At 68.9% G+C, this 25,909-nt stretch carries 24 protein-coding genes; 19 read left to right on the top strand and 5 right to left on the bottom strand.

Features of this window, described 5'->3' with window-relative positions; all coding sequences use genetic code 11:
* Positions 1-15 precede the first annotated feature (15 nt).
* The 3 genes from argS to MFF26_RS17405 form a co-directional block, all read right to left on the bottom strand.
* Positions 16-1,776: an arginine--tRNA ligase gene (argS, locus tag MFF26_RS17415; RefSeq protein ID WP_238308259.1), complete on the bottom strand. Its 1,761-nt coding sequence runs from the start codon at positions 1,774-1,776 to the stop codon at positions 16-18.
* A gap of 94 nt (positions 1,777-1,870) precedes the next feature.
* The gene (locus MFF26_RS17410) at positions 1,871-2,332 is read right to left on the bottom strand and encodes an acyl-CoA thioesterase (protein WP_137827117.1); all 462 of its coding nucleotides are present in this window, start codon (positions 2,330-2,332) and stop codon (positions 1,871-1,873) included.
* A gap of 92 nt (positions 2,333-2,424) precedes the next feature.
* A complete protein-coding gene (locus MFF26_RS17405; protein ID WP_137827116.1) occupies positions 2,425-3,723 on the bottom strand; it encodes a deoxyguanosinetriphosphate triphosphohydrolase in 1,299 nt (432 codons plus the stop codon).
* Positions 3,724-3,798: 75 nt separating this feature from the next.
* Here MFF26_RS17405 and MFF26_RS17400 point away from each other — a divergent pair, with 75 nt between their 5' ends.
* The 6 genes from MFF26_RS17400 to MFF26_RS17375 all read left to right on the top strand — a co-directional run bounded on the left by MFF26_RS17400 (position 3,799) and on the right by MFF26_RS17375 (position 8,988).
* Positions 3,799-4,125 carry a HesB/IscA family protein gene (locus tag MFF26_RS17400; protein WP_137827115.1) on the top strand — a complete coding sequence of 109 codons (327 nt, stop codon included), beginning with the start codon at positions 3,799-3,801 and terminating at the stop codon, positions 4,123-4,125.
* A 260-nt stretch (positions 4,126-4,385) separates the two neighbouring features.
* Positions 4,386-6,299 carry an aq_1923 C-terminal domain gene (locus tag MFF26_RS17395; RefSeq protein WP_238308258.1) on the top strand — a complete coding sequence of 638 codons (1,914 nt, stop codon included), beginning with the start codon at positions 4,386-4,388 and terminating at the stop codon, positions 6,297-6,299.
* A 250-nt stretch (positions 6,300-6,549) separates the two neighbouring features.
* A complete protein-coding gene (locus MFF26_RS17390) occupies positions 6,550-6,834 on the top strand; it encodes a twin-arginine translocase TatA/TatE family subunit (RefSeq protein ID WP_137827113.1) in 285 nt (94 codons plus the stop codon).
* A 106-nt stretch (positions 6,835-6,940) separates the two neighbouring features.
* Positions 6,941-7,384: a Sec-independent protein translocase protein TatB gene (gene tatB / locus MFF26_RS17385; RefSeq protein ID WP_137827112.1), complete on the top strand. Its 444-nt coding sequence runs from the start codon at positions 6,941-6,943 to the stop codon at positions 7,382-7,384.
* Positions 7,381-8,181 (top strand): twin-arginine translocase subunit TatC, encoded by an 801-nt coding sequence (gene tatC, locus MFF26_RS17380; RefSeq protein ID WP_137827111.1) that lies wholly within the window; start codon positions 7,381-7,383, stop codon positions 8,179-8,181. The genes tatB and tatC overlap by 4 nt, the downstream gene beginning before the upstream one ends.
* A 102-nt stretch (positions 8,182-8,283) precedes the next feature.
* Complete coding sequence (locus MFF26_RS17375; protein WP_137827110.1) at positions 8,284-8,988, top strand: metal ABC transporter permease; 705 nt, start codon at positions 8,284-8,286, stop codon at positions 8,986-8,988.
* Between the two features lie 58 nt (positions 8,989-9,046).
* Here MFF26_RS17375 and MFF26_RS17370 read toward each other — a convergent pair whose 3' ends face one another.
* Complete coding sequence (locus tag MFF26_RS17370; protein WP_137827109.1) at positions 9,047-10,225, bottom strand: MFS transporter; 1,179 nt, start codon at positions 10,223-10,225, stop codon at positions 9,047-9,049.
* 199 nt (positions 10,226-10,424) lie between these two features.
* On the opposite strand from MFF26_RS17370, the gene MFF26_RS17365 reads away from it, so the two are divergent.
* From MFF26_RS17365 to MFF26_RS17325, 9 genes are all read left to right on the top strand, one after another.
* A complete protein-coding gene (locus MFF26_RS17365) occupies positions 10,425-12,047 on the top strand; it encodes an ABC-F family ATP-binding cassette domain-containing protein (RefSeq protein WP_137827108.1) in 1,623 nt (540 codons plus the stop codon).
* A 487-nt stretch (positions 12,048-12,534) separates the two neighbouring features.
* Positions 12,535-13,104 carry an FMN reductase gene (gene msuE / locus MFF26_RS17360; RefSeq protein WP_238308257.1) on the top strand — a complete coding sequence of 190 codons (570 nt, stop codon included), beginning with the start codon at positions 12,535-12,537 and terminating at the stop codon, positions 13,102-13,104.
* 11 nt (positions 13,105-13,115) lie between these two features.
* Positions 13,116-14,069 carry an aliphatic sulfonate ABC transporter substrate-binding protein gene (locus tag MFF26_RS17355; protein WP_137827106.1) on the top strand — a complete coding sequence of 318 codons (954 nt, stop codon included), beginning with the start codon at positions 13,116-13,118 and terminating at the stop codon, positions 14,067-14,069.
* 8 nt (positions 14,070-14,077) lie between these two features.
* Positions 14,078-14,914 carry an ABC transporter permease subunit gene (locus MFF26_RS17350; protein ID WP_137827105.1) on the top strand — a complete coding sequence of 279 codons (837 nt, stop codon included), beginning with the start codon at positions 14,078-14,080 and terminating at the stop codon, positions 14,912-14,914.
* A gap of 191 nt (positions 14,915-15,105) precedes the next feature.
* A complete protein-coding gene (locus MFF26_RS17345) occupies positions 15,106-15,876 on the top strand; it encodes an ATP-binding cassette domain-containing protein (protein WP_137827104.1) in 771 nt (256 codons plus the stop codon).
* Between the two features lie 31 nt (positions 15,877-15,907).
* A complete protein-coding gene (gene ssuD, locus MFF26_RS17340; protein ID WP_137827103.1) occupies positions 15,908-17,107 on the top strand; it encodes an FMNH2-dependent alkanesulfonate monooxygenase in 1,200 nt (399 codons plus the stop codon).
* An 11-nt stretch (positions 17,108-17,118) separates the two neighbouring features.
* Entirely contained in the window at positions 17,119-18,096 is a 978-nt protein-coding gene (locus MFF26_RS17335) for a sulfonate ABC transporter substrate-binding protein (protein ID WP_238308256.1), read from the top strand.
* Positions 18,097-18,339: 243 nt separating this feature from the next.
* On the top strand, positions 18,340-19,242 hold the full coding sequence (locus MFF26_RS17330; RefSeq protein ID WP_373324491.1) for an aliphatic sulfonate ABC transporter substrate-binding protein: 903 nt from the start codon (positions 18,340-18,342) through the stop codon (positions 19,240-19,242).
* Positions 19,243-19,274: 32 nt separating this feature from the next.
* Complete coding sequence (locus tag MFF26_RS17325) at positions 19,275-20,651, top strand: FAD/NAD(P)-binding protein (protein WP_137831674.1); 1,377 nt, start codon at positions 19,275-19,277, stop codon at positions 20,649-20,651.
* Between the two features lie 191 nt (positions 20,652-20,842).
* Here MFF26_RS17325 and phaR read toward each other — a convergent pair whose 3' ends face one another.
* Positions 20,843-21,436: a polyhydroxyalkanoate synthesis repressor PhaR gene (gene phaR, locus MFF26_RS17320; RefSeq protein WP_137831675.1), complete on the bottom strand. Its 594-nt coding sequence runs from the start codon at positions 21,434-21,436 to the stop codon at positions 20,843-20,845.
* A 323-nt stretch (positions 21,437-21,759) separates the two neighbouring features.
* On the opposite strand from phaR, the gene MFF26_RS17315 reads away from it, so the two are divergent.
* The 4 genes from MFF26_RS17315 to MFF26_RS17300 all read left to right on the top strand — a co-directional run bounded on the left by MFF26_RS17315 (position 21,760) and on the right by MFF26_RS17300 (position 25,847).
* On the top strand, positions 21,760-22,944 hold the full coding sequence (locus MFF26_RS17315) for an acetyl-CoA C-acetyltransferase (protein ID WP_137831676.1): 1,185 nt from the start codon (positions 21,760-21,762) through the stop codon (positions 22,942-22,944).
* A 181-nt stretch (positions 22,945-23,125) separates the two neighbouring features.
* Positions 23,126-23,854 carry an acetoacetyl-CoA reductase gene (phbB, locus tag MFF26_RS17310; RefSeq protein WP_137831677.1) on the top strand — a complete coding sequence of 243 codons (729 nt, stop codon included), beginning with the start codon at positions 23,126-23,128 and terminating at the stop codon, positions 23,852-23,854.
* Positions 23,855-24,108: 254 nt separating this feature from the next.
* The gene (locus MFF26_RS17305) at positions 24,109-25,107 is read left to right on the top strand and encodes a lipid A biosynthesis lauroyl acyltransferase (RefSeq protein WP_238308254.1); all 999 of its coding nucleotides are present in this window, start codon (positions 24,109-24,111) and stop codon (positions 25,105-25,107) included.
* Positions 25,107-25,847 (top strand): DUF1223 domain-containing protein, encoded by a 741-nt coding sequence (locus MFF26_RS17300; protein WP_137831679.1) that lies wholly within the window; start codon positions 25,107-25,109, stop codon positions 25,845-25,847. Before MFF26_RS17305 ends, MFF26_RS17300 begins: the two co-directional genes overlap by 1 nt.
* Positions 25,848-25,909 lie beyond the last annotated feature (62 nt).

Genomic DNA, 25,909 nt, shown 5'->3' with positions numbered 1-25,909 from the left:
AAACGCCTGCCGGCGTCACCGCATCTCGTCGGGCGCGGAAACACCCAGAACCGCGAGGCCGGAAGCGAGCACGCCGCCGAGGGCCTCAACGAGGGCCAAGCGGGCCCGGGTGGACTTTCTGTCGGTTGGATTAACAATCCGTAATTGCGGCAAGTCTTTGCCCTTATTCCAGAAACTATGGAGCGAACTTGCGGTCTCATAGAGGTAGAACGCGATTCGATGAGGTTCATGGGCCGCCGCCGCCGATTCGAGCACGCGCGGATACTGAGCAATAAGCCGCATCATCTCGATCTCACCGGGATCGGTCAGCACCGACAGGTCCGCATCGGCGAGCAGGGACTGTGCCGAGAGATCCTCGCCCGGCATGGCCTCGCGGGCCTGCCGCAGCACCGAGAAGCGGCGGGCATGCCCGTACTGCACGTAGAAGACCGGGTTGTCCTTCGATTGCTCGACCACCTTGGCGAGGTCGAAATCGAGGGTCGCGTCGTTCTTGCGGTAGAGCATCATGAAGCGGATCGCGTCGCGTCCGACCTCGTCGATCACGTCGCGGAGCGTCACGAACTCGCCCGCCCGCTTCGACATCTTCACCGGTTCGCCTGCGCGCAAAAGCCGCACGAGTTGGCAGAGCTTCACGTCGAGCTTGGCCTCGCCGTCGCTCACCGCCTGCACCGCCGCCTGCATCCGCTTGACGTAGCCGCCATGGTCGGCGCCGAGCACGTCGATCAATTCCGAGGCGCCGCGCAGCCACTTGTCGCGGTGATAGGCGATGTCGGACGCGAAGTAGGTGTAGGAGCCGTCGGATTTGAGCAGCGGCCGGTCCACGTCGTCGCCGAACTGGCTGGACCGGAACAGGGTCTGCTCGCGGTCCTCCCAATCCTCCGGGAGCTGGCCCTTGGGCGGGGGCAGGCGGCCCTCGTAGACGAGGCCCTTTTCCCGCAGCGCCTCCAGCAAGGCGGCGACCTTGTTGCCGCCGTCACCGCCCTGAAGCGTCGCCTCGGAGAAGAACACGTCGTGCCGGATGCCGATGGCGGCGAGATCCGCACGGATCGTGTCCATCATCGCGTCGATGGCGAAGCCGCGCACCAGCGGCAGCCACTCGGCCTCCGGCTTGTCGAGGAGAGCCCTTCCATGGGCCTGCGCTAGGTTCTCACCGACCGGCTTGAGATAATCGCCCGGATAGAGTCCCTCCGGAATGGTGATCGTCTCGCCCAAGGCCTCGCGGTAGCGGAGGAAGGCGGAGCGGGCGAGGACGTCGACCTGCGCCCCGGCATCGTTGATGTAATATTCCCGCGTGACGTCGCGGCCCGCGGCGACCAGAAGATTCGCCAGCGCATCGCCGAACACCGCCCCGCGCCCGTGCCCGACATGCATCGGCCCGGTGGGGTTGGCGGAGACGTACTCGATATTGACCTTGCCCCCCGGCATCCGAGCCCGGCCATAGGCCTCGCCGTCGCGCAGGGCCGCGCGGATCACCTCGTGGAAGATCTCGGGGGCGAGCCGCAGGTTGATGAAGCCGGGGCCGGCCACGCTCGCCTCGACGATGCGGGGATCGGCGCGAAGCTCCGCGGCCAGCGCCTCACCGAGAGCCTTCGGGTTCTGCTTGGCCTCCTTGGCCAGGACGAGGGCGGCGTTGGTGGCGAGGTCGCCGTGGCTCGGATCGCGCGGCGGCTCGACCAGAACCCGCGACAAATCGAGCCCCTCGGGCAACGTACCGGAGCGGATCAGGGCTTCGAGGGCCTCCCGCACGCGGGTCTCGAACAGGGCGAAGATGTTCATGGGGCTCTGCGCATTCCGCTGGCGCGGCCGCGCGGCGAAGGCGTCGAGCGGCCGAAGTGTCAGGGCCGGGGCATAGCAACGGGCGCGGGGGGTGTCACGGCGCCTCGCGTCCCGGCCGCGCAAGTCCGGCCAGCACGGCCCGCAGGCGTTCCGGCAGCGGCACCGGTCGACGCGTCCGGCGGTCCACGTAGACGTGCACGAAATGTCCCTGGGCGGCAGCCATGTCCTCGCCCGCGGCGAAGATCGCGATCTCGTATCGAACGCTGGTACGGCCGAGACGGGCGACGCGCACGCCCGCCGTCAGGGCATCGGGAAAGGCGACGGGAGCGAAGTAGCGGCAGCCGGTCTCGACCACGAGCCCGATGACCGCGCCCTCGGCGATGTCGAGGGCGCCGGCCTCGACGAGGAGGCCGTTCACCGCGGTGTCGAAGAAGGCGTAATAGACGACATTGTTGACGTGGCCGTAGACGTCGTTGTCGCCCCAGCGCGTCGCCAGCGGAACGAGGCGCGGATAGCCGGCACGGGTCTCGCGGGGGGCGCGGTGCTCGTCGGTCACGCTGTGTCTCCTGCCGATTCCCCCGATCCCGGCCGGGGCGGGGGGCGGGCGATCAGGGATTTGCGCCGATACACGAGAAGCCGTGCGGGGCCTCAAGGCTCCGTCAGCGGCAATCCGCGACTCGGCGGGCTCCAATGAAGGTTGGGCGTCTCGGCAAACAGGCGTCCGTGCTCCAGCACCGCGTAGGTGTCGGTCATGCCGGCGATGTAATCGGCCACCCGGCGCGCAAGCCGGGCCTCGCTCGCGTCGGCGAGCCCCTCCGACCATTCCGGTGGCATCCGCGTCGGGTCCTCCCGGAAGGCGCCGAACAGATCGGCCACGATGGCATTGGCCTTGGCCCGCACCGCCATCACGCCCGGATGCCGATACATCCGCGCGTAGAGGAAGCGTTTGATCGAGGCATCGGCCTCCGCCATTCCGGCCGAGAAGGCGATTACCGGCGCATCCGCCCCGCGGATGTCGGCGACGTTGGACGGCGTCAGGGCCGCGAGCCGGGCCTCGCTCTCGCGGATCACGTCCTCGACGAAGCGGGTAATGACCCGCCGGGCCAGTTCGTGGATCTTTCGGGATGCCTCGAGGCCGGGATGGAGACGGTCGATCTCGTCGAGCAGCCCTTTCAGGAACGGTACGGTGGCCAGATCCGCCAGGTCGAACAGGCCGGCCCGCAAACCGTCGTCGAGATCGTGCGCGTCGTAGGCGATGTCGTCGGCGAGGGCCGCCGCCTGCGCCTCCGGCCCGGCGAAGCACGACAATTCCAGATCGTTGATCGCGTTGTACTCGGTTACCGCCGCCGGAATGCCGGTGGCGGCGTAGCGACGGACGGGGGCACCGGAGGCATCCAGCAACGGCCCGTTATGCTTGACCAGTCCCTCCAGCGTCTCCCAGGTGAGGTTCAACCCGTCGAAGCCGGCATAGCGCCGCTCCAGCCGCGTGACGATGCGCAGGGCCTGGGCGTTGTGGTCGAAGCCGCCATAAGGGGCCATGCAGGCGTCCAGCGCGTCCTCGCCGGTATGGCCGAAGCAGGTATGGCCGAGATCGTGGCTGAGGGCGAGCGCCTCGGCGAGATCCTCGTCGAGCCCGAGCGCGCGAGCCAGCGCGCGGGCGATCTGGCTGACTTCGAGGGTGTGGGTCAGGCGCGTCCGGTAATGGTCGCCCTCGTGATGCACGAAGACCTGCGTCTTGTGCTTGAGGCGCCGGAACGCGGTCGAGTGAATGATCCGGTCGCGGTCGCGCTGAAAGTCGCTTCGGGTCGGCGAGAACGGCTCCGGGATCAGCCGGCCGCGGGTCGCGCTTGGATCCGTGGCGTAGGGCGCCCGCCAGCGCTCGCCGTTCTGCCCCACTGGCTCACCCTTCCGCGACCGACCGCGTTGCGGCCCACCCTCGCACCTCATATCTTGTGTGAGGCCCGCCCGCGGCAATCGCGGCGGCCGCACGACACACAGGTTCGAGACGGGACCTTGACCGCGATGGCCGACATCATCCTTTCCGCCCGCGCCGCCAAGCGCATCAACGAGATCATGGGCAGCGAACCCCCAGGGTCGTCGCTGCGCATCAGCGTGAACGGCGGCGGCTGCTCCGGATTCTCCTACGCCTTCGACATCACCCATGCCCGCGAGGAGGACGACGTGGTGATCGAGCGCGACGGCGCCACCGTGCTCGTCGACCCGGTCTCGCTCGAATATATGGGCGGCTCGACCATCGATTTCGTGAACGACCTGATCGGCCAATCCTTCAAGATTGAAAACCCGCAGGCCACGGCGTCCTGCGGTTGCGGCACGTCGTTCGCAATCTGAGGCCGATTAAGAGCCTCTCCCCCAAGCCGTGGCGGCGGGCGCGATGAGCGCCGACGGCGAGACGTCCGGCCTGGGCGAGGGGTGATGCCGCGGAATCGGGCGGTACGCGGTTGCGCGCACCACCGTGCGGCATCGACGATCCCGGCCGGAGAGAACAGCCTCCCGTGGCGCCCGCGCAATTGCCTCGCCTGTGGAAAACCGGCAGGGATGGTGCCTGCACACGGCTCCCTTCCCTCGACAGCCTCCGATCCGATCGACCCATGACGCTTCCGACGCGCCGTCCCGTTCTCACGCGGGCGCTGCTCGCCCAGGCCTGCGCGGCGGCGCTGCTCGCCGCCCCGCTGCCCTCGCCACTCGTGGCGCCCGCCGCGGCGCAGGAGGCCGCGTCCGCCGTCCAGGATCTCGTCCTCGAAAACGTCACGCTCTCGTTCGGTGAGACGAGCGTGACTGTCCCGCGGGTCGCGGTCAGCGGCACGCGGCTGTCGAAGGAGGAGCTGCTCGCGATCTTCCAGGTCGACGCGAAGGAGGGATGGGCGACCCGCCTCCAGCGCCTGGACGCCGGAAGCCTGACGATGCCCGAGCTGCGGGTCGAGCGCCGCAGCGCCGACAAGCGTCAGATCGTGACCTATCGCGACGTCACGGCCCGCAACGTCCATGGCGGGCGGATCAGCGAACTCACCTCGGCGGGTGCCACTCTGTCCGTCGAGGGCGCCGTGGGGCAGCCGGCCAAGGCCAGCGGCAGTTACGGAAAGATCCGCGCGGAGGACATCGATCTGACTGCGCTTGCGCGCCTCTATGTCGAGGCCGGCAGCGCCCGCAGCGGCTTCCAGCGCCTCTACACAACGATCGCGGCCGAGAGCATCGCCTTCATCGACGAGCGCGGCACCACCGTCTCGATCGCGCGGCTCACCGGCCGCGACCTCGCCGGCCGTCAGACTCCCGCCACGTGGTCCGGCGCCGTCGAATCCCTCTCGACCGCCGACCTCTCGCAGCCCGATCCGGTCAAGCGCGCCCGCGCCGCCGGGCTCATCGCCGATCTCGCCGAATCGGTCTCGATCGGAGGCCTGGAGGCAAGCGAGATCGCGGTGAAGGAGGTGAAGGGCCCCGATCCGTTGAATTTTGCCATCGGCAAGCTGTCCTACACGGGCAACGGCGCCGAGGCTGGAGTGACCCTCAGCGACGTCGTCTTCGGTTCGACGGAGGCGCGCGGCAAGATCGGGCGGCTCGCCCTCACCGGCTTCTCGCTGGAGCCGACCATCGCCACCCTGCGCCGGCTGGCCAAGGCGGTGCCGGTCGCGCAGGACAAGCCCGGCGACCGGCCCGCCGATAAGGCCGCTCCGCCACCCGGGGTCTCCGATCCGGCGGCGCAGGAGGCGGAGCTGCGCCGCCTCACACCGGTCATCGGCACACTGACCCTGTCCGATCTCGGCCTCGATCTGCCGGGACACGGCACCGAACCGGCGGCCAGACCCGAGGCGAAGCCGGCGGTGAAGACCACCACGATGCATGTGGGGGTGCGCGGCGGCAGCATCACCTTCGGACCGCCCAAGGACGGCGTACCGACCGCGAGCCGTCTGTCGCTCTCGGGCCTGACCCTACCGGCGACGGCGGTGGAAAGCGTTCCCGGCCTCGGCTCCCTCGGCCTCTACGGCTACCGCGATCTCGATCTCGACGTGATCGCCGATACCGCGTGGAACGACGGCACCAAGGAGCTGTCCCTCAACGAAGTGTCGCTGACCGGCAAGGATATGGGCCGCCTTCGCCTCAACGCGACGTTGGGCGGCATCGGGCCCGATGTGTTCGATCCCGACGCGGCGGTCTCCGGCTTCGCCATGCTCTCGGCCACCGCCAAGGCGCTCGACCTGACATTGGAAAACGGTGGGCTGTTCGACCGTTTCATCACCGCCCAGGCCAAGACGCTGAGCCTCAAACCCGACGAACTGCGCAAGGAATACGTCACCGCGAGCGTGATCGGGGTCCCGGTCATTCTCGGCAACTCCGCCGCCGCCAAGGCGATCGGCGCGGCGATGGGGAAGTTCGTCACCAAGCCGGGCACCCTCTCGATCAGCGCCAAGGCCAAGAACGGCGATGGCCTCGGCATGGTCGATGTCAGCACCGCCCCGACCCCGGCCGCCGTGCTCGACAAGCTCGAGGTCAACGCCAAGGCCGAGTGACAGCGACTTCCGCTGCGGGATTGCCTTCAGCGCATTCGCGGCGCGGGCGAAATCGTCGGAGCCCGACCGCCGCAGGCTGCGGCGGTACGGTCACGATTGACCGCCTCAGCCCGTCAATACGTCCTTTGTCCCGCCCGCGTCCTCCTGTGCTGCTTGTGTTCCTGCGGGGCGATCCCTAGGTTCGCCCCAATTCAAGGGTTCAGGAGAGGCGCCGCCGCCAGGAGAGGGCCGCGGTGCAGGAGAGGTTGCCATGGGCAGCATGAGTGTCTGGCATTGGGTCATCGTGGCGGTCGTCGTCATGCTGCTGTTCGGCCGCGGCAAGGTGTCCGAACTGATGGGCGACGTCGCCAAGGGCATCAAGGCCTTCAAGAAGGGCATGGCCGACGACGAGACGGCCCCCGGCGCCAACAACGCCGTGCCGCCGCCCTCCGCCGGCGAGCCGATGCGCACCTTGCCGCCGAACCCGGCTCCGGGCGCGACCCATGCCGGGCCGCAGCAGACCCACGTGCCGGCCGGCGACCACAAGGCGGTCTGACGGATCACGCGCCACGGCCCGACGCCGATGCGGTCGGCGCCGGGCAGGATGGCGCGGACGGCGCGACCGTCCTAATCAGGCGCGGACCCGCGGGACGGACGCTGCAATGCTGGATATGAGCTGGGGCGAGGTGATGCTGATCGGCGGCGTCGCCCTGATCGTCATCGGACCCAAGGACCTGCCGAAGGCCCTGCGCACGCTGGGTCAGGTGACGACGAAGGTCCGCCGGATGGCGGGCGAGTTCCAACATCAGTTCAACGAGGCGATCCGCGAGGCCGAACTCGACGAGGTTCGCCGCGATGTCGAGGGCGTCAAGCGCACGGTCGATGCGGCCAAGCCCGGCTTCAATCCGGTCGACACCATCCGCAACGAGATCCGCAGCGCCGTCGAGGGTCGCACCGGCGCTCCGGCGGGGACCTCCACCACGCCACCTGATACCGGCAGCTTCGACGTGCCGCGCCCGGCCTCCGAACCCGCGGCCGCGCAGGCGGCCTCTCCCGCAACGGCCAAGCCCGAGACCGGCAAGCCCGAGACAGGCCCGACTTCATGACCGACGAGCGTGACGAGGCCGAGATCGAGGCCTCGCGGGCGCCCCTCCTGGAGCACCTGATCGAGCTGCGCTCGCGACTGATCAAGTCGCTGATCGCCTTCATCGTGATGTTCTTCGGCTGCTTCTTCTTCTCGAAGCAGATCTACAACATCCTCGTTCACCCCTACGTCTCGGTGGTCGGCCCTCAGAACGCAGAGCTGATCGCGACGCATTTTCTCGAACAGGTCTTCACCAACATCAAGCTCAGCGTCTTCGGCGCGGGCTTCCTGGCATTCCCGGTGATCGCGACGCAGGTCTACGCCTTCGTGGCGCCGGGCCTCTATCGCAACGAGCGCCAAGCCTTCCTGCCCTATCTCGTCGCAACCCCGATCTTCTTCGTGCTCGGTGCGCTCGTCGTCTTCTTTCTGGCGATGCCGCTGCTGATCCAGTTCTCGGTGTCGCTCCAGCAGATCGGGCAGCCGGGCGAGGCGACGATTAAGCTGCTGCCGAAGGTCGACGAGTATCTCTCGCTGATCATGACGCTGATCTTCGCCTTCGGACTGGCGTTCCAGATGCCGGTGATCCTGACGCTGCTCGGCCAGATCGGCGTCATCGATGCCGCCTTCCTGCGGGAGAAGCGGCGCTACGCCATCGTGCTGGTGTTCGTCGCCGCCGCGATCCTGACCCCGCCCGACGTGATCTCGCAGCTCTCGCTCGCGATCCCGATGTTGCTGCTCTACGAGGCCTCCGTCTTCTCGGTCGCGCGCATGGACAAGGTCCGTAGCGCACGTCGCCAGGCGCAGGGGCTGGAGGACTGAAGGGTAAAATAAGATCGCTTGTGCATCACTGTGTCGCGCGCAAGCTGGATGTGGCGGGTCACCGCCCCATAACTGCCTCCGATCCCAACCGGAGGAATCACGATGAAACGGACGATGTGGACGGCGCTCACGGTCGCGGCGATGACGACGCTGGCCGGCAGCGCCTACGCGGCGCCCGAGCTGCAGCGGGTGCGCGGCACGGTCGAGAAGAGCGATGCCGGTACGCTCACGGTGAAGACCAACGAAGGCACCACGCAGACGGTACAGATCGAGGGCGCCACCTTCGCCTGGGTGGTGAAATCGAGCCTCGACCAGATCAAGGACGGCGTCTTCATCGGCACCGCCACCAAGGGCGACAACCCGCCGACCGCCCTGGAAGTGGTGCTGTTCCCCGAGGAGATGCGCGGCACGGCCGAGGGCCACTATGCCTGGGACGCGATCCCCGACCAGACCGGCGGCGGTTCGGTGGTGAAGAGCTCGATGACCAACGGCACCGTCAAGGCCGGCGGCGCGAGCGGTGCGGCGGGCGGCGCTCCGAAGGTCAAGAGCTCCATGACCAACGCCACGGTGACCGGAAACACCGCCAGCGGTGCCTCGGGCGAGCGCACGCTCACCGTCACCTACGACAAGGATGGCTCGAAGACGATCGTGGTGCCGCCCAAGGCCCCGATCGTGGCCTTCGAGAAGTCCGACAAGTCGGTGCTGACGCCCGGCGGCAAGGTGTTCGTGGTCGCGGCCAAGGATGGCGACAAGCTGACGGCCAAGCTGGTGGCGGTCGGCAAGGACGGTCTCACCCCGCCGATGTGATCCCCCGCCGATCCGCGCCCGCCCCACGCCTTCGCATCGGGCGAGCGCTCTCGACGTTTCAGGACCGTCCCTGAGCGAGGCTCAGGGACGGTTTTTCCTTGCCCCGGAGCACCGCGGTGGCCGCGAGGCCGAGACCGAGGAACGAGACCGCCGCCGCCAGCATCGGCAGTTCGCGATAGCCCGCCCCCAGCGTCAGCGCCGTGCCGCCGAGCCAGGCACCGGTGGCGTTGCCGAGGTTGAACGCACCCTGGTTCAGCGTCGAGGCGAGGTTCGGCGCATCGCTCGCCGCCTCCACCACCCAGACCTGAAGCGGGGAGACCAGCGCGAAGGCGAGGGCGCTCCACAGCACCAGCACGGCGAGCGCCGGCACCGCGTGCGGCGCCACCAGAGCGAGGATCAACAGCATCACGACGAGCGCGGCGAAGCTGCCGAGCACCGTGCCCATCAGGCTGCGGTCGGCGAGCCAGCCACCCGCGAGATTCCCGACAGTGAGTCCCACGCCCGCAGCGAACAGCGCGCCCGTGACCCCGCCCGGTGTCAGCCCGGTGACGCCGGTGAGGAAGGGGGCGATGTAGGTGAAGACGGTGAAGAAGCTCACCGAAGAGAGGGTGGAGACGAGCATCGGCCGCAGAACCGGCCAGCGCCCCAGCGCCCGGAACTCCTTCGCGAGCCCGCCGCGCGTACCGGGCATGCCGCTGGGCAGGGCGAATGCGATGGCTGCGCCCGCCGCGAAGCCGATGCCGACCACCGCCCAGAACGTGGCGCGCCAGCCGAGAGCCTGTCCGAGTGCGGTGCCGAGCGGGACGCCGAGCACGTTGGCGAGGGTGAGCCCAGCGAACATCAGCGAGACGGCCTGCGTGCGCTTCTCCTTCGGCACGAGGTCGCGGGCCACGATGGCGCCGATGCCGAAAAAGGCCCCGTGGGCGAAGGCGGTCGCCACCCGCGCCGCCATCAGTGGCCAGTAGGCCGGCGCCAGGGCGCAGGCGAGGTTGCCCAGGGTGAACACCGCCATCAGCGCCAGCAACGCCGCCTTGCGGGGCAAGGGCGCGGTCGCCATGGCAACGATCGGCGCGCCGATCACCACGCCCATGGCGTAGCCCGAGACGAGATGCCCGGCCTGGGGAATCGTGACGGCGAAGTCGCGCGCCACCTCGGGCAACAACCCCATGATGACGAATTCGGTGGTGCCGATGCCGAACGAGGCGACAGCCAGCGCGAGGATGGGAAGCGGGAGCATGGGGCTCCTTCCGGAGATGATCGTGAAAGCGCGCTTTTGTGCGCTGCGGTAAGCCGGAAACATGGCGGCCTCCGCTCCCAGGGGGACCGCGGTGACGCGGGAGGCTGGCCTGCGCGCTGGGCAGGGCTGCGGCTTCCCGGCGGGGCGCCGATGCCGTAAGTCCGCGGCGAATCCTCAGAGACCCGGGCCCGCGGACGCCATGATACGCCTCGACAAGATCGGCAAGCAGAACGGCCGGCAGCTCGTCTTCGTCGAGGCCTCCGCTGCGCTGCAGAAAGGCGAGAAGGCCGGTCTCGTCGGCCCGAACGGAGCGGGCAAGACCACCCTGTTCCGGATGATGACCGGCGAGGAGCCACCGGATGAGGGGCAGGTCTCCACCGATCGCGGCATCACCATCGGCTATTTCAGCCAGGATGTCGGCGAGATGTCCGGCCGCACCGTGGTCGCCGAGACCATGGCCGGCGCCGGTCCCGTCAGCGTCGTGGCCGCGGAGCTGAAGGAGATCGAGGCGGGCCTCGCGGACCCGGATCGCGCCGACGAGATGGAGGCGCTGATCGAGCGCTACGGCGAGGTGCAGGCCCGTTTCGAGGAACTCGACGGCTATGCGCTGGAGGGCCGGGCCTATGAGGTTCTGGCGGGCCTCGGCTTCTCCCAGGAGATGATGGACGGCGATGTCGGCAAGCTGTCCGGCGGCTGGAAGATGCGCGTGGCTCTGGCCCGTATCCTCCTGATGCGGCCCGACGTGATGCTCCTCGACGAGCCGTCGAACCACCTCGATCTCGAAAGCCTGATCTGGCTCGAGGATTTCCTGAAGAACTACGACGGCGCCCTGATGATGACCTCGCACGACCGCGAGTTCATGAACCGCATCGTCACCAAGATCATCGAGATCGACGGCGGCAGCCTCACGACTTATTCCGGCGATTACGGCTTCTACGAGCAGCAGCGGGCCATGGCCGACACGCAGGCCCAGGCGCAGTTCGAGCGCCAGCAGGCGATGCTGGCCAAGGAAATCAAGTTCATCGAGCGCTTCAAGGCGCGGGCCAGCCACGCGGCCCAAGTGCAAAGCCGGGTGAAGAAGCTCGACAAGATCGAGCGCGTCGAGCCGCCCAAGCGCCGCCAGACCGTGGCGTTCGAATTCCAGCCCGCCCCGCGCTCCGGCGACGACGTCGCGATGCTGAAGGGCATCCATAAGAAGTACGGCAGCCGCATCGTCTACGAGGGGCTCGACTTCTCGATCCGGCGCAAGGAACGCTGGTGCGTGATGGGCATCAACGGCGCCGGTAAATCGACCCTCCTGAAGCTCATCACCGGTACCGCCACGCCCGATGCCGGTTCGGTCACGGTCGGCGGCAGCGTCAAGCTCGGCTACTTCGCCCAGCACGCCATGGACCTGCTCGACGGGGAGGCCACCGTTTTCGGCGATCTCGAGGCGAGCTTTCCTCAGGCGGGCCAGGGGTCGCTGCGAGCGCTGGCCGGCTGCTTCGGCTTCTCGGGCGACGATGTCGAGAAGCCCTGCCGCGTGCTCTCGGGCGGCGAGAAGGCCCGGCTCGTCATGGCCAAGATGCTGTTCGACCCGCCGAACTTCCTCGTGCTCGACGAACCGACCAACCACCTCGACATCGTCACGAAGGAAATGCTGATCGGCGCGCTGGCTCAGTACGAGGGGACGATGCTTTTCGTCTCCCACGATCGCCACTTCCTCGCCGCGCTGTCGAATCGCGTGCTGGAGCTGACGCCCGACGGCGTCCATCAATACGGCGGCGGTTATACCGAGTACGTGGCACGGACCGGCCAGGAAGCGCCGGGATTGCGGGGGTAGGGCGCTCGCGCGTCCTCCAGCACATCCGAGCCGTTACCCCGTCCCGCGCGGAAAGCCGACAGGGACGGGAAAATTCGTGCCACGCTGAAACCTGCGCGACCCATCTCTGCGCCTTGGCCATGGGAGGGGAAGCGCCCGCGCTGTCGACGCCCCACGCACCCGACCCGCCTTCGTTCGGCTCAGCGAACGAAGGGCGTCAGCCAATAAAAGGCAGCCTTTCCTCGTGGCACAGAGCCGATGAGAGGCACCGCGAAGAACTTTCCCCGCAAGCTTAGAACTGCAGGCATTTCTTTCCCGTCTCGGAGGAACAACGCAAGATCGATCCGTTGATCCGAGGCCCCTGCATTCATTACATTTCCCTCCAACAAAACATCTTCATCCCGCACAACGAACGGCATCCTTTCCGGCGGACGGCGCGCTCTCGCTCCGTCCGACGGGAGAGTCGTGCCGCTCGCTTGCCGGACGAGCCAGCAGGACGGACGCACCCATGCCCACTCGTATCGTCGCCTTCTCGGGCAACACGCGCCGCCCCTCGCGCACCCGGACCCTGGTCGAGGCCGTCGCCTCCGAGGTGGCGCGGCTGCGTCCGATCGAGCTGAAGATCTACGATTTGGTCGATGCCGGCACCGGGATCGCGGTCGAGAGCCGCTCGGCCCTCCCACTCCCGGCGGCCCGTATCGTCGAGGCAATCGAGGGAGCGGATGCGCTGATCATCGGATCGCCCGTCTACAAGGGCAGCTATTCCGGTCTGTTCAAGCACCTGATCGACTTCGTCGGCCCCGAGGCCCTGATCGGCAAACCGGTGGTGCTCACCGCGACCGGCGGTGGCCCGCGCCATGCGCTCGTGGTCGAGTATTCGTTGCGCCCACTCTTCGGCTTCTTCTCGGCCCAGACCGTGCCGACCTCGGTCTATGCCGGCGACACCGAGATCGCGGACGGTCGGGTCGCCGACGAGCTCGTCCGGGCCCGCGTCGCGCAGGCCGCCGGTGAACTCGCCCGGCTGATCGATGCGGCGGCCCTCAGCGAGGCGCTGCCCCGCGCCGCCGCCGCACGCTGAGGCCGTCAGCGATGCTCCACCGCCGCCACCTCATCGCCGCCGGCCTCGCGACCGCGCTGGCGCCGCGCCTTAGCCGCGCCGCCGAGCCCGGCGTGCTGCGCATCGGCTACCAGAAGAACGGCATCCTGGCGGTGGCCCGAGAGCAGGCCGCCATCGAGGCGCGGCTGAAGCGGCAGGGCGCCACGGTGCGCTGGGTCGAGTTCTCGTTCGGCCCGCCGCTGCTCGAAGCGCTCAATCTCGGGGCGATCGATTTCGGCCAGACCGGCGACGCACCGCCGATCTTCGCCCAGGCCGCGGGCGCCAACCTCGTCTACGCCGCCGCGCAGCCGAAAGGTGGCTCGGGCGCGGCGATCCTGCTGCCGAAGGGTTCGACCATCGGTTCGCTCAGTGAGCTGAAAGGCAAGCGGGTCGCCTTCGCCAAGGGCTCCTCCTCGCACAACCTGATCGTCGCCGCGCTGGAGAAAGCGGGGCTGACCTATCGCGACATCACCCCCGTGCTGCTGGCGCCCGCCGATGGCGCCGCCGCGTTTGCCGGCGGCACCGTCGACGCCTGGACGGTGTGGGATCCCTACTTCGCCATCGCCGAGCAGGGGGAGGGGGTGCGCGTGCTGGCCCAGGCCTCCGAGATCACCCCGACCAACAACTTCTTCCTCGCCAACAAGACCTTCGCCGAGGAACAGCCGGCCCTGCTGGACGGCGCGCTCGCGGCGTTGGGCGAGGTCGCCGTGTGGTGCGAGGCCAATCGCGGCAGCGTCGCCACCAGCCTCTCCCGCATCACCGGCGTTCCGCTCGCCGCGACGCGGCGGACGGTCGATCGCATCCGCTACGTCATCGCGCCGATGGACGAGGCCGTGACGGCCGAGCAGCAGCGCATCGCCGACCGCTTCCACGCCCTCGGCGTCATCCCCCGTCCCGTCCGCGTCGCCGACATCGTCTGGCAACCGCGCAACACCAACAACGGATGAGCCCGACCATGGCCGATTCCGCCGCCATCCGCTCGCTTCCGGGCCGCGCCGAGGCCGCTCCGAAGCCCGCCGCCCGCACCTCGCTCGACGCCGGGCGCCTGCTTCCCTGGCTGCTGCCGACCCTCGTCATCGTCGGCTGGCAGGCGGCCGCCTCCCTTGGGCTGGTCTCGACCCGGTTCATGCCCGCCCCCCTCGACGTCGCCGCCGCGGGCTGGCGGCTGGCCCTGACGGGCGAGCTGTTCGAGAATCTCTGGGTCAGCTTCGCCCGCGCCGCGTCGGGCTTTCTGATCGGCGGCGGGATCGGCCTGTTCTTCGGGCTGGCCAACGGCCTCTCGCGCCTGTCCGAGCGGCTGACGGATACGAGCCTGCAGATGGTGCGCAACGTGCCCCACCTCTCGCTGATCCCGCTCGTCATCCTGTGGTTCGGCATCGACGAGGAGGCGAAACTCTTCCTCGTGGCTTTGGGCGTGTTCTTCCCGATCTATGCCAATACCCTGCACGGCATCCGCTCCGTCGATCCGCAGTTGATCGAGATGGGCCGGGTCTACGGCATGAACCGGCGCGAGCTGTTTTGGCGCGTGGTGCTGCCCGGCGCGCTGCCCTCGGTCTTCGTCGGCGTGCGCTACGCCCTCGGCATCATGTGGCTGACGCTGATCGTGGCCGAGACGATCTCGGCCAATTCCGGGCTCGGCTACATGGCGATGCAGGCGCGCGAGTTCATGCTGGTCGATGTCGTGGTGCTGGCGATCCTGATCTACGCGCTGCTGGGCAAGATCGCCGACAGCCTGACGCGCGCCCTGGAGCGTGCCTGCCTCAGCTGGAACCCGGCCTACCGGAACACGTGAGGGGGCTCGACGCCCTCCCGTCCATCCCACCCTGTCCCTCATCCTGAGGTGCCGGAGCGAAGCGGAGGCCTCGAAAGAGGGCTCCAGCGAACCGCGCGATCCCTGGAACCCTCCTTCGAGGTCGCTGCGCGGCACCTCAGGATCGGTGGGATGAGCGACACGCCCCGAACCCCGAAGCTCGGACCCGATCGATGACCGCCGCCCTCCGCCTCCCCGAGACATCCGACCGCCGCGCCGACCGCGGCCTCGGCATCCAGATCCGCGGCCTCTCGAAGTCCTTCGAGGGCGGCCCGTCCGTGATCCGCAGTCTCGACCTCACCATTCCCGCCGGCCAATTCGTCGCCGTGGTCGGCCGCTCGGGCTGCGGCAAGAGCACCCTGCTGCGTCTCATCCTCGGCCTCGAGGAGCCGAGCGCCGGCCGCATCGCTCTCAGCGGCGGCGAACAAACGAAGAGAATCATGTTCCAGGAGCCGCGTCTGCTGCCCTGGGCGCGGGTCGCCGACAACGTCGCGGTCGGCCTGTCGCGGGACATCGGCAAGGCGGATCGTCGGGCACGCGCCCTCGACGTTCTCGGCGAGGTCGGCCTGTCGGAGAAGGCCGGGCAATGGCCCGCCACCCTGTCCGGCGGGCAGCGCCAGCGGGTGGCCCTCGCCCGCGCCCTCGTCAGCCGCCCGGCTCTGCTGGCGCTCGACGAGCCCCTCGGTGCCCTCGACGCCCTGACACGCATCGAGATGCAGGCCATGATCGAGCGGATCTGGGAGGCGCAAGGCTTCACCGCGATCCTCGTCACCCACGATGTCGGCGAGGCGGTGGCGATGGCCGACCGCATTCTCGTGATCGAGGAGGGCGCCATCGCCCTCGACGTCGATGTCGACGTGCCGCGCCCGCGCCGCCGCGGCGACCCGGCGCTCGCCGCGCTGGAGGGCCGCATCCTCGACCGGCTCCTCCGCACCGGCGCCTGACACCCTTTCGAGATTTTTGGAGCGTAACCCCATGAGCACCCCGACCGGCCTGCCCAGCAACCCGCCCACCGACGGCAAGACCGACGTCCTGTGGTTCCTGCCGACCCATGGTGACGGTCGCTATCTCGGGGCCTCGGAAGGGGCCCGCGACGTGTCGCTGCCGTATCTGCGCCAGATCGCGCAGGCCGCCGACGAACTCGGCTATTTCGGCGTGCTGCTGCCGACCGGGCGCTCCTGCGAGGATTCCTGGGTCATCGCCTCGGCGCTCGCGCCGCTGACCCAGCGCCTGCGCTTCCTCGTCGCCGTGCGCCCCGGCCTGCAGGAACCCTCGGTGGCCGCCCGCATGGCCGCGACGCTCGACCGGATCTCGGACGGGCGGCTCCTCATCAACGTCGTGACCGGGGGCGATCCGGTGGAGCTGAAGGGCGACGGGGTCTTCCTCGGCCATGACGAGCGCTACGAGGTCACGGACGAGTTCCTGCATATCTGGCGCGGGCTGATGGCCGGCGAGACGGTCAATTTCGAGGGCAAGCACCTGCGCAGCGAGGGCGGGCGCGTGATCTTCCGCCCGGTCCAGGCACCCTATCCGCCGCTCTATTTCGGCGGCTCCTCGCCCGCCGGCATCGAGGTCGCGGCCGAGCATTGCGAGGTCTACCTCACCTGGGGCGAGCCGCCCGCGGGCGTCGCCGAGAAGCTGGCGCGCGCCCGGGAAGCCGCCGAGAAGAAAGGCAAGACCTTCTCCTACGGCATCCGGCTGCACGTCATCGTGCGCGAGACCGAGTCCGAGGCCTGGGCCGAGGCCGAGAAGCTGATCTCGCGGCTCGACGACGCCACCATCGCCCAGGCGCAGGCGACGCTGAAGCGCCAGGATTCCGAGGGCCAGAAGCGGATGATGGCGCTGCACGGCGGCGACCGGAACAAGCTCGTCGTCTCGCCCAACCTCTGGGCCGGCGTCGGGCTCGTGCGCGGCGGCGCGGGCACGGCGCTCGTCGGCTCGGCCGATCAGGTCGCCGACCGGATGAAGGAGTACATCGATCTCGGCATCGACCGCTTCATCCTGTCCGGCTACCCGCATCTTGAGGAGGCCTATCGCTTCGCCGAGCTCGTCTTCCCCAAACTGCCCCTTCGCGCCACCACCGGCCGGGCGCCGAGCACGGCGCGCAACAACGGCCCGTTCGGCGAGGTCATCGCCAACGACATCGTCCCCACCCGCCGCGTCAGCGCGCATTGAGGAGGCGAGAGATGCCCGCCCGATCCCACCCGATATCCCTCGCTCCAACGCTCCTGCCGCGCCTCTGGCTCGCCCTCGCCGCCCTGATCTTCGCAAGCCTGACGCTGGCCGCCCATGCCGACGACAAGGTGGTGCGGATCGGCTACCAGAAATACGGCACGCTGGTGCTGCTGAAAGGTCGCGGCAATCTCGAGCCGAAGCTCAAGCCCCTCGGCTACCGGGTGCAATGGTCGGAATTTCCCTCCGGACCGCCGCTCCTGGAAGCGTTGAACGCGGGCGCGATCGATTTCGGCTCGGCCGGCGAGACTCCGCCGATCTTCGCCCAGGCGGCCAGCGACGCGCTCACCTACGTCGCCCACGAGCCGCCGGCGCCGAAGGGCGAGGCGATCCTCGTGCCAAAGGCGAGCCCGGTGCAGTCGGTCGCCGACCTGCGGGGGAGGAAGGTCGCCCTCAACAAGGGCTCGAACGTCCATTACCTGCTGGTGCGGGCGCTCGAATCCGCTGGGCTGTCGCTGGCCGATATTACGCCGGTCTACCTCGCGCCGGCCGACGGGCGGGCGGCGTTCGAGCGCGGCGCGGTCGACGCCTGGGTGATCTGGGATCCGTTCTTCGCCGCGGCCGAGGCCGGCGGCAACGCCCGCGTCCTCGCGGATGGCAGCGGGCTCGTGCCGAACCATCAGTTCTACCTGTCCTCGCGGGACTTTTCTGCGAAGAACGGCGCGGCGCTCGACGCTATCGTCACAGCGGTGGCCGAGGTCGATGCCTGGGCCAAGGACAACACCGACGCGGCGGCCAAGGAACTGTCGCCCTCGGTCGGCATTCCGGCGCCGATCCTGGCCGCCGCGCTCCGGCGGCAGACCTACGGCATCCGCCCGCTCGATGCCGGCGTCACGGCGGAGCAGCAGCGCATCGCCGACACCTTTCACGGTCTCGGGCTCGTCCCGAAGGCGATCGACATCGCCGGCGCCGTGCGCAAGCCGGGTAGCTAGCGCCTTCCGTCCATCCCACCCAACCGCCTCATCCTGAGGTGCCGAAGCGAAGCGGAGGCCTCGAAGGAGGGCTCCAGCCAGCCACGCGATCCCTGGAGCCCTCCTTCGAGGCTGCTGCGCAGCACCTCAGGATGAGGGGATTGGGTGGGACGAGCCAAAAACCCGACCCTCACGTCACCTCGTACCGGTAGTTCCCCCGTGATCCGCTCCCTTTTCGCCGCCCTCGCGCTCGTCACCGCCGCCATCGCTCCGGCCGCGGCGCAAGACGCCGCCACCCTGCGCATCGGCTACCAGCGCTCCTCGACCCTGATCGCGCTCCTGCGCGAGGACCGCACCCTGGAAACGGCGCTGAAGCCGCTCAACGTCGAGGTCTCCTGGCACGAATTCACCTCGGGCCTGCCGATCATGGAGGCGCTGAATGTCGGGCGCATCGATGTGTCGGCGGACGTGGCCGACACCGTGCCGGTCTTCGCGCAGGGGGCGAACGCCAAGATCACCTATTTCGCGCAGGAGGCGGCCTCACCGACCGCGCAGGCGATCCTCGTGCCGGGCGACTCGCCGCTGAAATCCGTGGCGGATCTGAAGGGCCGCAAGGTCGCCGTCACGAAGGGTGCGGGCAGCCACTACCTGCTGCTCGCCGCCCTCAAGGCGGAAAGCCTTCCGTTCAAGAGCATCACCCCGGCCTATCTCACCCCCGCGGACGGTCGCAGCGCGCTGGCCGGCGGCAGCGTCGATGCCTGGGTCGCCTGGGACCCCTTCCTCTCGGCGGCGGAGGTCCAGGCGGGCGCCCGGGTGCTGAAGGACGGCACCGGCCTGTCGGGCTACAAGCGCTACTATCTCGCCTCCGACGACTACGCCGCCAAGCGCGCCGACGTGCTGGCGCTGCTGTTCGGCAAGCTCAAGGAGACCGGCGCCTGGGTGAAGGCCCATCCGGACGCCGCCGCCGAGCGCCTCGCCGCCCTCTGGAAGATCGATGCGCCGGTGGTGCTCAAGGCCAATGCCCGGCGCAGCTATCAGGTCGAGCCGGTGACCCGCGACGGTCTCGCCGAGCAGCAGACCATCGCCGACGCCTTCCGTGCCGAGGGATTGCTGCCGCGGGCCGTCGATGCCGCGGCCCTGCCGGTCTGGGCGCCGCCGACCCGCTGAGACGGAGGGGATCAGAGGAAGGACGTTCGACGATGACCCGGGCAAGCCTGCCGCCCGTCGCCGTGATCGGCGCGGGGTTCAGCGGCACCATGGCCGCGCTGCAACTGCTCTCGACCCTGCCGCCGGAGCGGCCGGTGCTGCTGTGCGAGCGGGGCGGCAGCTTCGGGCGCGGGCTCGCCTACGGCACCGGCAATCCGGCCCATCTTCTCAATCTGCGCGCCACGAACATGAGCGCCTTCCCGGACCGGCCCAGAAACTTCGAGGAATGGCTCGGTCGTCTCGGGCCGGAGGAGGCGGAAGGGATCTGGGCGACCCCCGCCGGAACGTTCGCGGCCCGCGGCCTCTTCGGGCGCTACCTCACCGAATTGTTGTCCGAGGCCGTCACCCGATCGCATGCTGGCCGCCTTCAGCTGTTGCCGGACGCCGTGACCGATCTGGAGCCGCGCGGCGACGGCTTCCGCCTTCACACCGAGGGCGGACAAAGCTTCACCGTCGCCGGCGCCGTGCTCGCCATGGGGAATCTCGCCGCCGCCCCGTCGCGCAGCCGCCACAGCCTCGATCCGTGGGACACGGAGCATTTCGGCCGGCTGCATCCGCACGCCCCGGTGCTGATCCTCGGCACCGGGCTCACCATGCTGGACGCCGTGGCAAGTTTGCGCGCCCACGGCTTCGCGGGCGCCATCCTGGCCCTGTCACGGCGCGGACTCGTGCCGAACGGTCATGCCCCGGCGAAAACCTGGGCTGCACCGGATTTCACCCCGGCCGAACTGGCCTCGTTGCCCCGGCTGCTGACGCGCATCCGGACCGAGGTGGCGCGGGCCGGCGCTCGGGGGATCGGCTGGCACGGCGTCATCGATGCGTTGCGCCCGCTCACCGACACCCTGTGGCGCAGCCTGCCGACGCCGGAGCGTCGCCGGTTCCTGCGCCACCTGCGCCCGTTCTGGGACGTGCATCGCCACCGCACGGCCCCGCCCGTGGACGCGGCGATCCGCGACGAGATCGCCTCCGGGGGTCTGACGGTGCGGGCGGGGCGCCTGCTCGACATTGCCGACGACCCGGCGCAGGCGGTGGTGACGTTGCGCCTGCGCGGCGCGGAACGAACCGAGCGCCTCGCTGTACAGGCGATGATCGACGCCACCGGCTTCGGCCATCTGGCGCAGAGCCAAGATCCCTTGCTGCGCCGCTTGCTGGAGCGGGGACTCGTGCGCCCCGAACCCTTCGGCCTCGGACTGGAGGCCGGGCCCGATTATCGGGCGCGGGGAACGACCGCCGCCCGGCCGCTCTGGCTGCTGGGTCCGCTCCTGCGCGGCGTGCTGTGGGAATGCATCGCGGTGCCCGACATCCGAAACGAGGCGGTGGAGTTGGCATCCCTGGTCGCCGCCGACCTGGACCGGGCCGCCGCAGCGTAAGCCCAGGGGAACACCGGGGCGATGCCTTAGGCGAGCGAAAGCCTCTCGCCATCGGCTAGGGGCGATGAGCGCCGGACGAACGAGGCGTCACCGGCGCGCTTCCATACGCGTGTACGGGTGCCGATTCTGAATGGAACGCGCTCCGTGGCCGGAGACGGACTCCACGCCGCGACCCTCGGCAACGATCAGGACTACTTCCGGGCCAGAGAATCCAGCCGGGCCTGCATCTCGGCCATCTGTTTCTTCAGCTCGTCGAGATCGCCACCGCCGGACGTCGTGGCGGGGGGCGTCGCGCTCTGGACCGGGGGCGGGGCAGGGGGGCCGAAGCCGCCGGTGAACATCTTCATGGCATCGCCGAAGAAGGTCATGTTGGCCCGAACCTGCTCCTGCACGGCCTGCTGGAAGGCCGAGGGTCCGAAGCTCTGCGACAGCTTCTCGCGCAGACCGTCCTGATCCTTCGCGAAATTCGCCATGGAGAATTCGAGGAAGCTGGGCACCATGGTGCGCATGCTGTCGCCGTAGAAGCGAATCAACTGCCGCAGGAAGGCCACGGGCAGGAGGTTGTCGTCCCCGGCCTTGTTCTCCTGCTCGAAGATGATCTGCGTCAGCACCGAGCGGGTGATGTCGTCGCCCGAGCGCGCGTCGTAGACGACGAAGTCTTCGCCGTTCTGGACCATCGTCGCCAGATCTTCGAGCGTGACGTAGGTCGAGGTGCCCGTATGGTAGAGGCGCCGGTTCGCGTATTTCTTGATGACGGTCTGATGCGCCCTGCCGCTCTCGGCCATCGCTGAGACGCCTCCCGCTTCGCTCATGAGTCCGCGCAAAGCTCACCGCTCCGCTTGAATATCGGTCGCCCGCGCCCAGGGGCGGGTTTTTGTTCGTCCGCGTTCGACCTTAAGGCACTCGCTCAACGTCGAAAACAGCAATTTATCTCTTGTCCCGCAGAATCCGGGTCCGTCTCGACGACGTCACTGCGACGATCGAGCGTCGTTGTCCACGCTTCGGCTTGACTTCGCCCGATCCGCGCTCTTCATCCGGAGAACGGCAGGCCGCGCGCCGGACGATCCCAGTCCTCATGATCGCGCCGCCGGAACGAGGAGAACGCACGATGGCAGCCAGCGAAGATATCGTCATTGTCGGGGCGGCGCGCACACCGGTCGGCTCGTTCGCCGGCGCCTTCGGCAGCGTACCGGCGCACGAGCTCGGCGCCGTGGCGATCAAGGCCGCGCTGGAGCGGGCCGGCGTCTCCCCCGACGACGTGGACGAGGTGATCTTCGGCCAGGTGCTCACCGCCGCCGCCGGACAGAACCCGGCCCGGCAGGCCGCCATCGCGGCGGGCATCCCGGAGAAGGCGACCGCTTGGGGCCTCAATCAAGTGTGCGGCTCAGGGCTGCGCACCGTCGCGGTCGGCATGCAGCAGATCGCCAATGGCGACGCCACCGTGATCGTCGCGGGCGGCCAGGAATCGATGTCGCTCAGCCCCCACGCGCAGTACCTGCGCGGCGGCCAGAAGATGGGCGACCTCAAGCTCGTCGATACGATGATCAAGGACGGCCTGTGGGATGCCTTCAACGGCTACCACATGGGCCAGACCGCCGAGAACGTGGCGCAAGCCTTCCAGCTCACCCGCGAGCAGCAGGACCAGTTCGCGGTCCGCTCGCAGAACAAGGCCGAGGCCGCCCGCAAGGAGGGCCGCTTCAAGGAAGAGATCGTCCCGGTCACCGTGAAGGGCCGCAAGGGCGACACCATCGTCGACACCGACGAGTACATCCGCGACGGCGCCACCGTCGACGCGATGGCCAAGCTCAAGCCCGCCTTCACCAAGGACGGCACGGTCACGGCCGCCAACGCCTCGGGCCTCAACGACGGCGCCGCGGCGCTCGTCCTGATGTCGGCCTCTGAGGCCGAGAAGCGCGGGATCAAGCCCCTGGCGCGGATCGTGTCCTGGGCGACCGCGGGCGTCGATCCCAAGGTGATGGGCACGGGTCCGATCCCGGCCTCGCGCAAGGCCCTGGAGAAGGCCGGCTGGAAGCCGTCCGATCTCGACCTGATCGAGGCGAACGAGGCCTTCGCGGCCCAGGCGCTTGCGGTCAACAAGGACATGGGCTGGGACGACGAGAAGGTGAACGTCAACGGCGGCGCCATCGCCATCGGCCACCCGATCGGCGCCTCCGGCGCCCGCGTCCTCATCACGCTGCTGCACGAGCTGAAGCGTCGCGACGGCAAGAAGGGCCTCGCGACCCTTTGCATCGGCGGCGGCATGGGCGTCGCCATGTGCGTCGAGCGCGTCTGAGCACAGCGTCGCACGTTGCGGGAGGGTCGACCGGGCCCTCCCGACTCAAGAAGGATTTGCACAAATCCGCTTTGGCTGCGGCTTAAACTTTAATGCCATGCCGCGCGCGGGAGAACTAGGCTAGAAGCCCGGCACCGCACCGGCTCGACCAGAACAACGATCGACATTCACGGAGGAAATCATGGCTCAAGAACGCGTCGCCCTCGTCACGGGTGGAACGCGCGGCATCGGCGCCGCCATTTCCAAGCGTCTCAAGGACAAGGGCTACAAGGTCGCGGCCAATTACGGCGGCAATGACGAGGCGGCCAACGCCTTCAAGGCCGAGACCGGCATCCCGGTGTTCAAGTTCGATGTCGGCGATCTCGCCAGCTGCGAGGCCGGCATCAAGGCGATCGAGGCCGAGCTCGGACCGATCGACATCCTGGTCAACAACGCCGGCATCACCCGCGACGGCGCCTTCCACAAGATGACGTTCGAGAAGTGGCAGGCGGTCATCAAGACCAACCTCGACTCGATGTTCACCTGCACCCGTCCGCTGATCGACGGCATGCGCGCGCGCAATTTCGGCCGCATCATCATCATCTCGTCGATCAACGGCCAGAAGGGCCAGGCCGGCCAGACCAACTACTCCGCCGCCAAGTCCGGCGTGATCGGCTTCGCCAAGGCCCTGGCACAGGAGAGCGCCTCGAAGGGCATCACCGTGAACGTGGTGGCGCCGGGCTACATCGCCACCGAAATGGTGATGGCGGTGCCGGAGGACATCCGCAACAAGATCATCTCGACGATCCCCACGGGCCGCCTCGGTGAGGCCGACGAGATCGCCCACGCGGTCGAATACCTCGCCAGCGACGAGGCCGGCTTCGTGACCGGCTCGACCCTCACGATCAATGGCGGTCAGCACTTCGTCTGATCGGCGCCCGATCGCCTAAAACACGATACCGCGAGCGATAGCCGCCGATCCGGGAACGGGTCGGCGGCTTTCCTGCTTTCAGCACAGGGCGCGCCGGGAGGAATCGGCAAGCGGACAGCCGTGCAGCTTGGCAATGCGTCCGAATACGATATGGAGAATGCCGTATTCGCTCGTGCCACGTGCATGGTACTGGTATCGTTGAACCATGCCCGCTGGTATCCATCCCGTCCTGTTTTTCCCTCGATGACCCGACCGTGCTGCGCCTCGCGCTGATCCTCCGTCGCAACCTGCCGCGTCGCGCAGGCTTCGCGACCGTTCCCCTGATCCGAGCCCTGTTCTGGCTCGCCCGCGCGCTCGGAACCGATCGGGCGAGCGCGATCGGCGGATGGATCGCCCGCACGGTCGGCCCGCTCCTGCCCTCGCACCGGACCGCCATGGCCAATCTGCGGATGGCCTATCCGGGGGCCGACGATCGGCAGCTGCGGGAGATCGCGCTGGGGGCCTGGGACAATCTCGGCCGCACCGGTGCGGAATACGCCCATCTCGACCGGATCTTCGACGTCGATCCCGACGACGCGGCGACCCAGCGCATGGAGGTGCGCGGGATCGACCAGTTCAACGCGATCCGCGACGACGGCAAGCCGGGACTGATCTTCTCGGCCCATCTCGCCAATTGGGAGCTGCCGGCGATCTGCGCCCACAAATTCGGGCTTGAGACGACGGCGGTGTTCCGCCCCCCGAACAACCCGGCCGCCGCGCAGCTGGTGCAGGAGGTGCGCCGCAAGACCATGGGGGGGCTCGCCGCCTCCGGCCCCGGCGCGGTCTTCGCCATGCAGGGCGCGGTCGAGCGGGGCGGGCATCTCGGCCAACTCATCGATCAGCACTTCACCCGCGGGGTGGTGGTGCGCTTCTTCGGCCAGCCGGTGCTGGTCAATCCCCTACTCGGGAAGCTCGTCCGCCATCACGAATGCCCGGTCCACGGAGTGCGGGTGGTGCGCAAGGCCGGAGGGCGCTTCCTGCTCGAATTGACCCCCGCCCTCGACCTGCCCCGTGGCCCGGACGGGCTGATCGACGTTCAGGGCGCGATGCAGGCGATGACGTCGGTCGTGGAAGATTGGGTCCGCGAGAATCCCGGCCAGTGGCTGTGGATGCATCGCCGCTGGCGCCCGGCGATGCTGCCGAAGGCGGTTGCGCTGCCAAGCGTGACGGGACGTGCCGCCGAGGCCGTCCTCGACGGGGCGCGGGGACGCTGATGCGGGGCGCGCGGGCGGCGGTTCTTGCGGTGGCGGCGTCCCTCGCGCTCCTCGCTCCGCCCGCCATAGCCGGCCCCGAGACGGCACCGCCGGTGCGCGCGGTGGTCGAGATGTTCACCAGTCAGGGCTGCTCGGCCTGCCTCCCCGCCGACCGGCTGACAGGGGAGTTCAGCCGCGAACCCGGCCTGCTTTCGCTCACGGTGCCGGTGACCTATTGGGATTATCTCGGCTGGAAGGACACCCTCGCCGACCACGCATTCGATGAACGTCAGCGGGCCTATGCCGTCCAGAACCGGCTTCCTCAACTCGCTACGCCCCAGGCCGTAGTGAGCGGTCGGGATCTGATCCCCGGCTCCGACCGCACGCGGCTGTCGCGTCTCGTCGCGGAATCCGGGCCGCTGCCGGTGCGGGTGAAGGTCTGCGAGCGCAACGAGCGCATCGTCATCGATGTCGAAGCGCAGGCGACCGCGTGGCCGGCCGAGATCTGGCTGGTACCCGTCGCCCGCAGCCGACCCGTCGCGATCGGGCACGGCGCCAACGAGGGCCGCGTCGCGGTCTACGCGAATGTCGTGCGCGGCTTCCATCGGGTCGGCACGTGGAGCGGCGCCGCGACCCGCCTGGAACTGTCCCGCGCCATCACCCACGTCAACGGTGCCGACGGTTACGCCGTGCTGCTGCAGACGGGCGGCGTGAGCCGGGCCGGGCGGATCATCGGGGCCGCCAAGGGCCCAGGGCTGTAACGGTCCGAAAGGTGGCGAACGGCTTTCGGAAAAAGCTGATGCGGCGCCGGAAGCGAAGGGAT

This window comes from Methylorubrum suomiense (assembly GCF_022179765.1).
GTDB classification, from domain to species: domain Bacteria; phylum Pseudomonadota; class Alphaproteobacteria; order Rhizobiales; family Beijerinckiaceae; genus Methylobacterium; species Methylobacterium suomiense.
This window is presented reverse-complemented; position numbering and strand designations above follow the sequence as displayed.

What these genes read in the sequence shown, in the direction of transcription:
- tatC (WP_137827111.1), top strand. Translation starts at nt 7,381, where the DNA reads ATGACCGACGAGCGTGACGAGGCCGAGATCGAGGCCTCGCGGGCGCCC.
- MFF26_RS17300 (WP_137831679.1), top strand. Translation starts at nt 25,107, where the DNA reads ATGCGGGGCGCGCGGGCGGCGGTTCTTGCGGTGGCGGCGTCCCTCGCG.
- phaR (WP_137831675.1), bottom strand. Translation starts at nt 21,436, where the DNA reads ATGGCCGAGAGCGGCAGGGCGCATCAGACCGTCATCAAGAAATACGCG.
- MFF26_RS17355 (WP_137827106.1), top strand. Translation starts at nt 13,116, where the DNA reads ATGCTCCACCGCCGCCACCTCATCGCCGCCGGCCTCGCGACCGCGCTG.
- MFF26_RS17370 (WP_137827109.1), bottom strand. Translation starts at nt 10,225, where the DNA reads ATGCTCCCGCTTCCCATCCTCGCGCTGGCTGTCGCCTCGTTCGGCATC.
- MFF26_RS17325 (WP_137831674.1), top strand. Translation starts at nt 19,275, where the DNA reads ATGACCCGGGCAAGCCTGCCGCCCGTCGCCGTGATCGGCGCGGGGTTC.
- msuE (WP_238308257.1), top strand. Translation starts at nt 12,535, where the DNA reads ATGCCCACTCGTATCGTCGCCTTCTCGGGCAACACGCGCCGCCCCTCG.
- phbB (WP_137831677.1), top strand. Translation starts at nt 23,126, where the DNA reads ATGGCTCAAGAACGCGTCGCCCTCGTCACGGGTGGAACGCGCGGCATC.
- MFF26_RS17390 (WP_137827113.1), top strand. Translation starts at nt 6,550, where the DNA reads ATGGGCAGCATGAGTGTCTGGCATTGGGTCATCGTGGCGGTCGTCGTC.
- MFF26_RS17395 (WP_238308258.1), top strand. Translation starts at nt 4,386, where the DNA reads ATGACGCTTCCGACGCGCCGTCCCGTTCTCACGCGGGCGCTGCTCGCC.
- MFF26_RS17350 (WP_137827105.1), top strand. Translation starts at nt 14,078, where the DNA reads ATGGCCGATTCCGCCGCCATCCGCTCGCTTCCGGGCCGCGCCGAGGCC.
- MFF26_RS17365 (WP_137827108.1), top strand. Translation starts at nt 10,425, where the DNA reads ATGATACGCCTCGACAAGATCGGCAAGCAGAACGGCCGGCAGCTCGTC.
- MFF26_RS17315 (WP_137831676.1), top strand. Translation starts at nt 21,760, where the DNA reads ATGGCAGCCAGCGAAGATATCGTCATTGTCGGGGCGGCGCGCACACCG.
- MFF26_RS17345 (WP_137827104.1), top strand. Translation starts at nt 15,106, where the DNA reads ATGACCGCCGCCCTCCGCCTCCCCGAGACATCCGACCGCCGCGCCGAC.
- MFF26_RS17375 (WP_137827110.1), top strand. Translation starts at nt 8,284, where the DNA reads ATGAAACGGACGATGTGGACGGCGCTCACGGTCGCGGCGATGACGACG.
- MFF26_RS17335 (WP_238308256.1), top strand. Translation starts at nt 17,119, where the DNA reads ATGCCCGCCCGATCCCACCCGATATCCCTCGCTCCAACGCTCCTGCCG.
- tatB (WP_137827112.1), top strand. Translation starts at nt 6,941, where the DNA reads ATGCTGGATATGAGCTGGGGCGAGGTGATGCTGATCGGCGGCGTCGCC.
- argS (WP_238308259.1), bottom strand. Translation starts at nt 1,776, where the DNA reads ATGAACATCTTCGCCCTGTTCGAGACCCGCGTGCGGGAGGCCCTCGAA.
- ssuD (WP_137827103.1), top strand. Translation starts at nt 15,908, where the DNA reads ATGAGCACCCCGACCGGCCTGCCCAGCAACCCGCCCACCGACGGCAAG.
- MFF26_RS17405 (WP_137827116.1), bottom strand. Translation starts at nt 3,723, where the DNA reads ATGAGGTGCGAGGGTGGGCCGCAACGCGGTCGGTCGCGGAAGGGTGAG.
- MFF26_RS17400 (WP_137827115.1), top strand. Translation starts at nt 3,799, where the DNA reads ATGGCCGACATCATCCTTTCCGCCCGCGCCGCCAAGCGCATCAACGAG.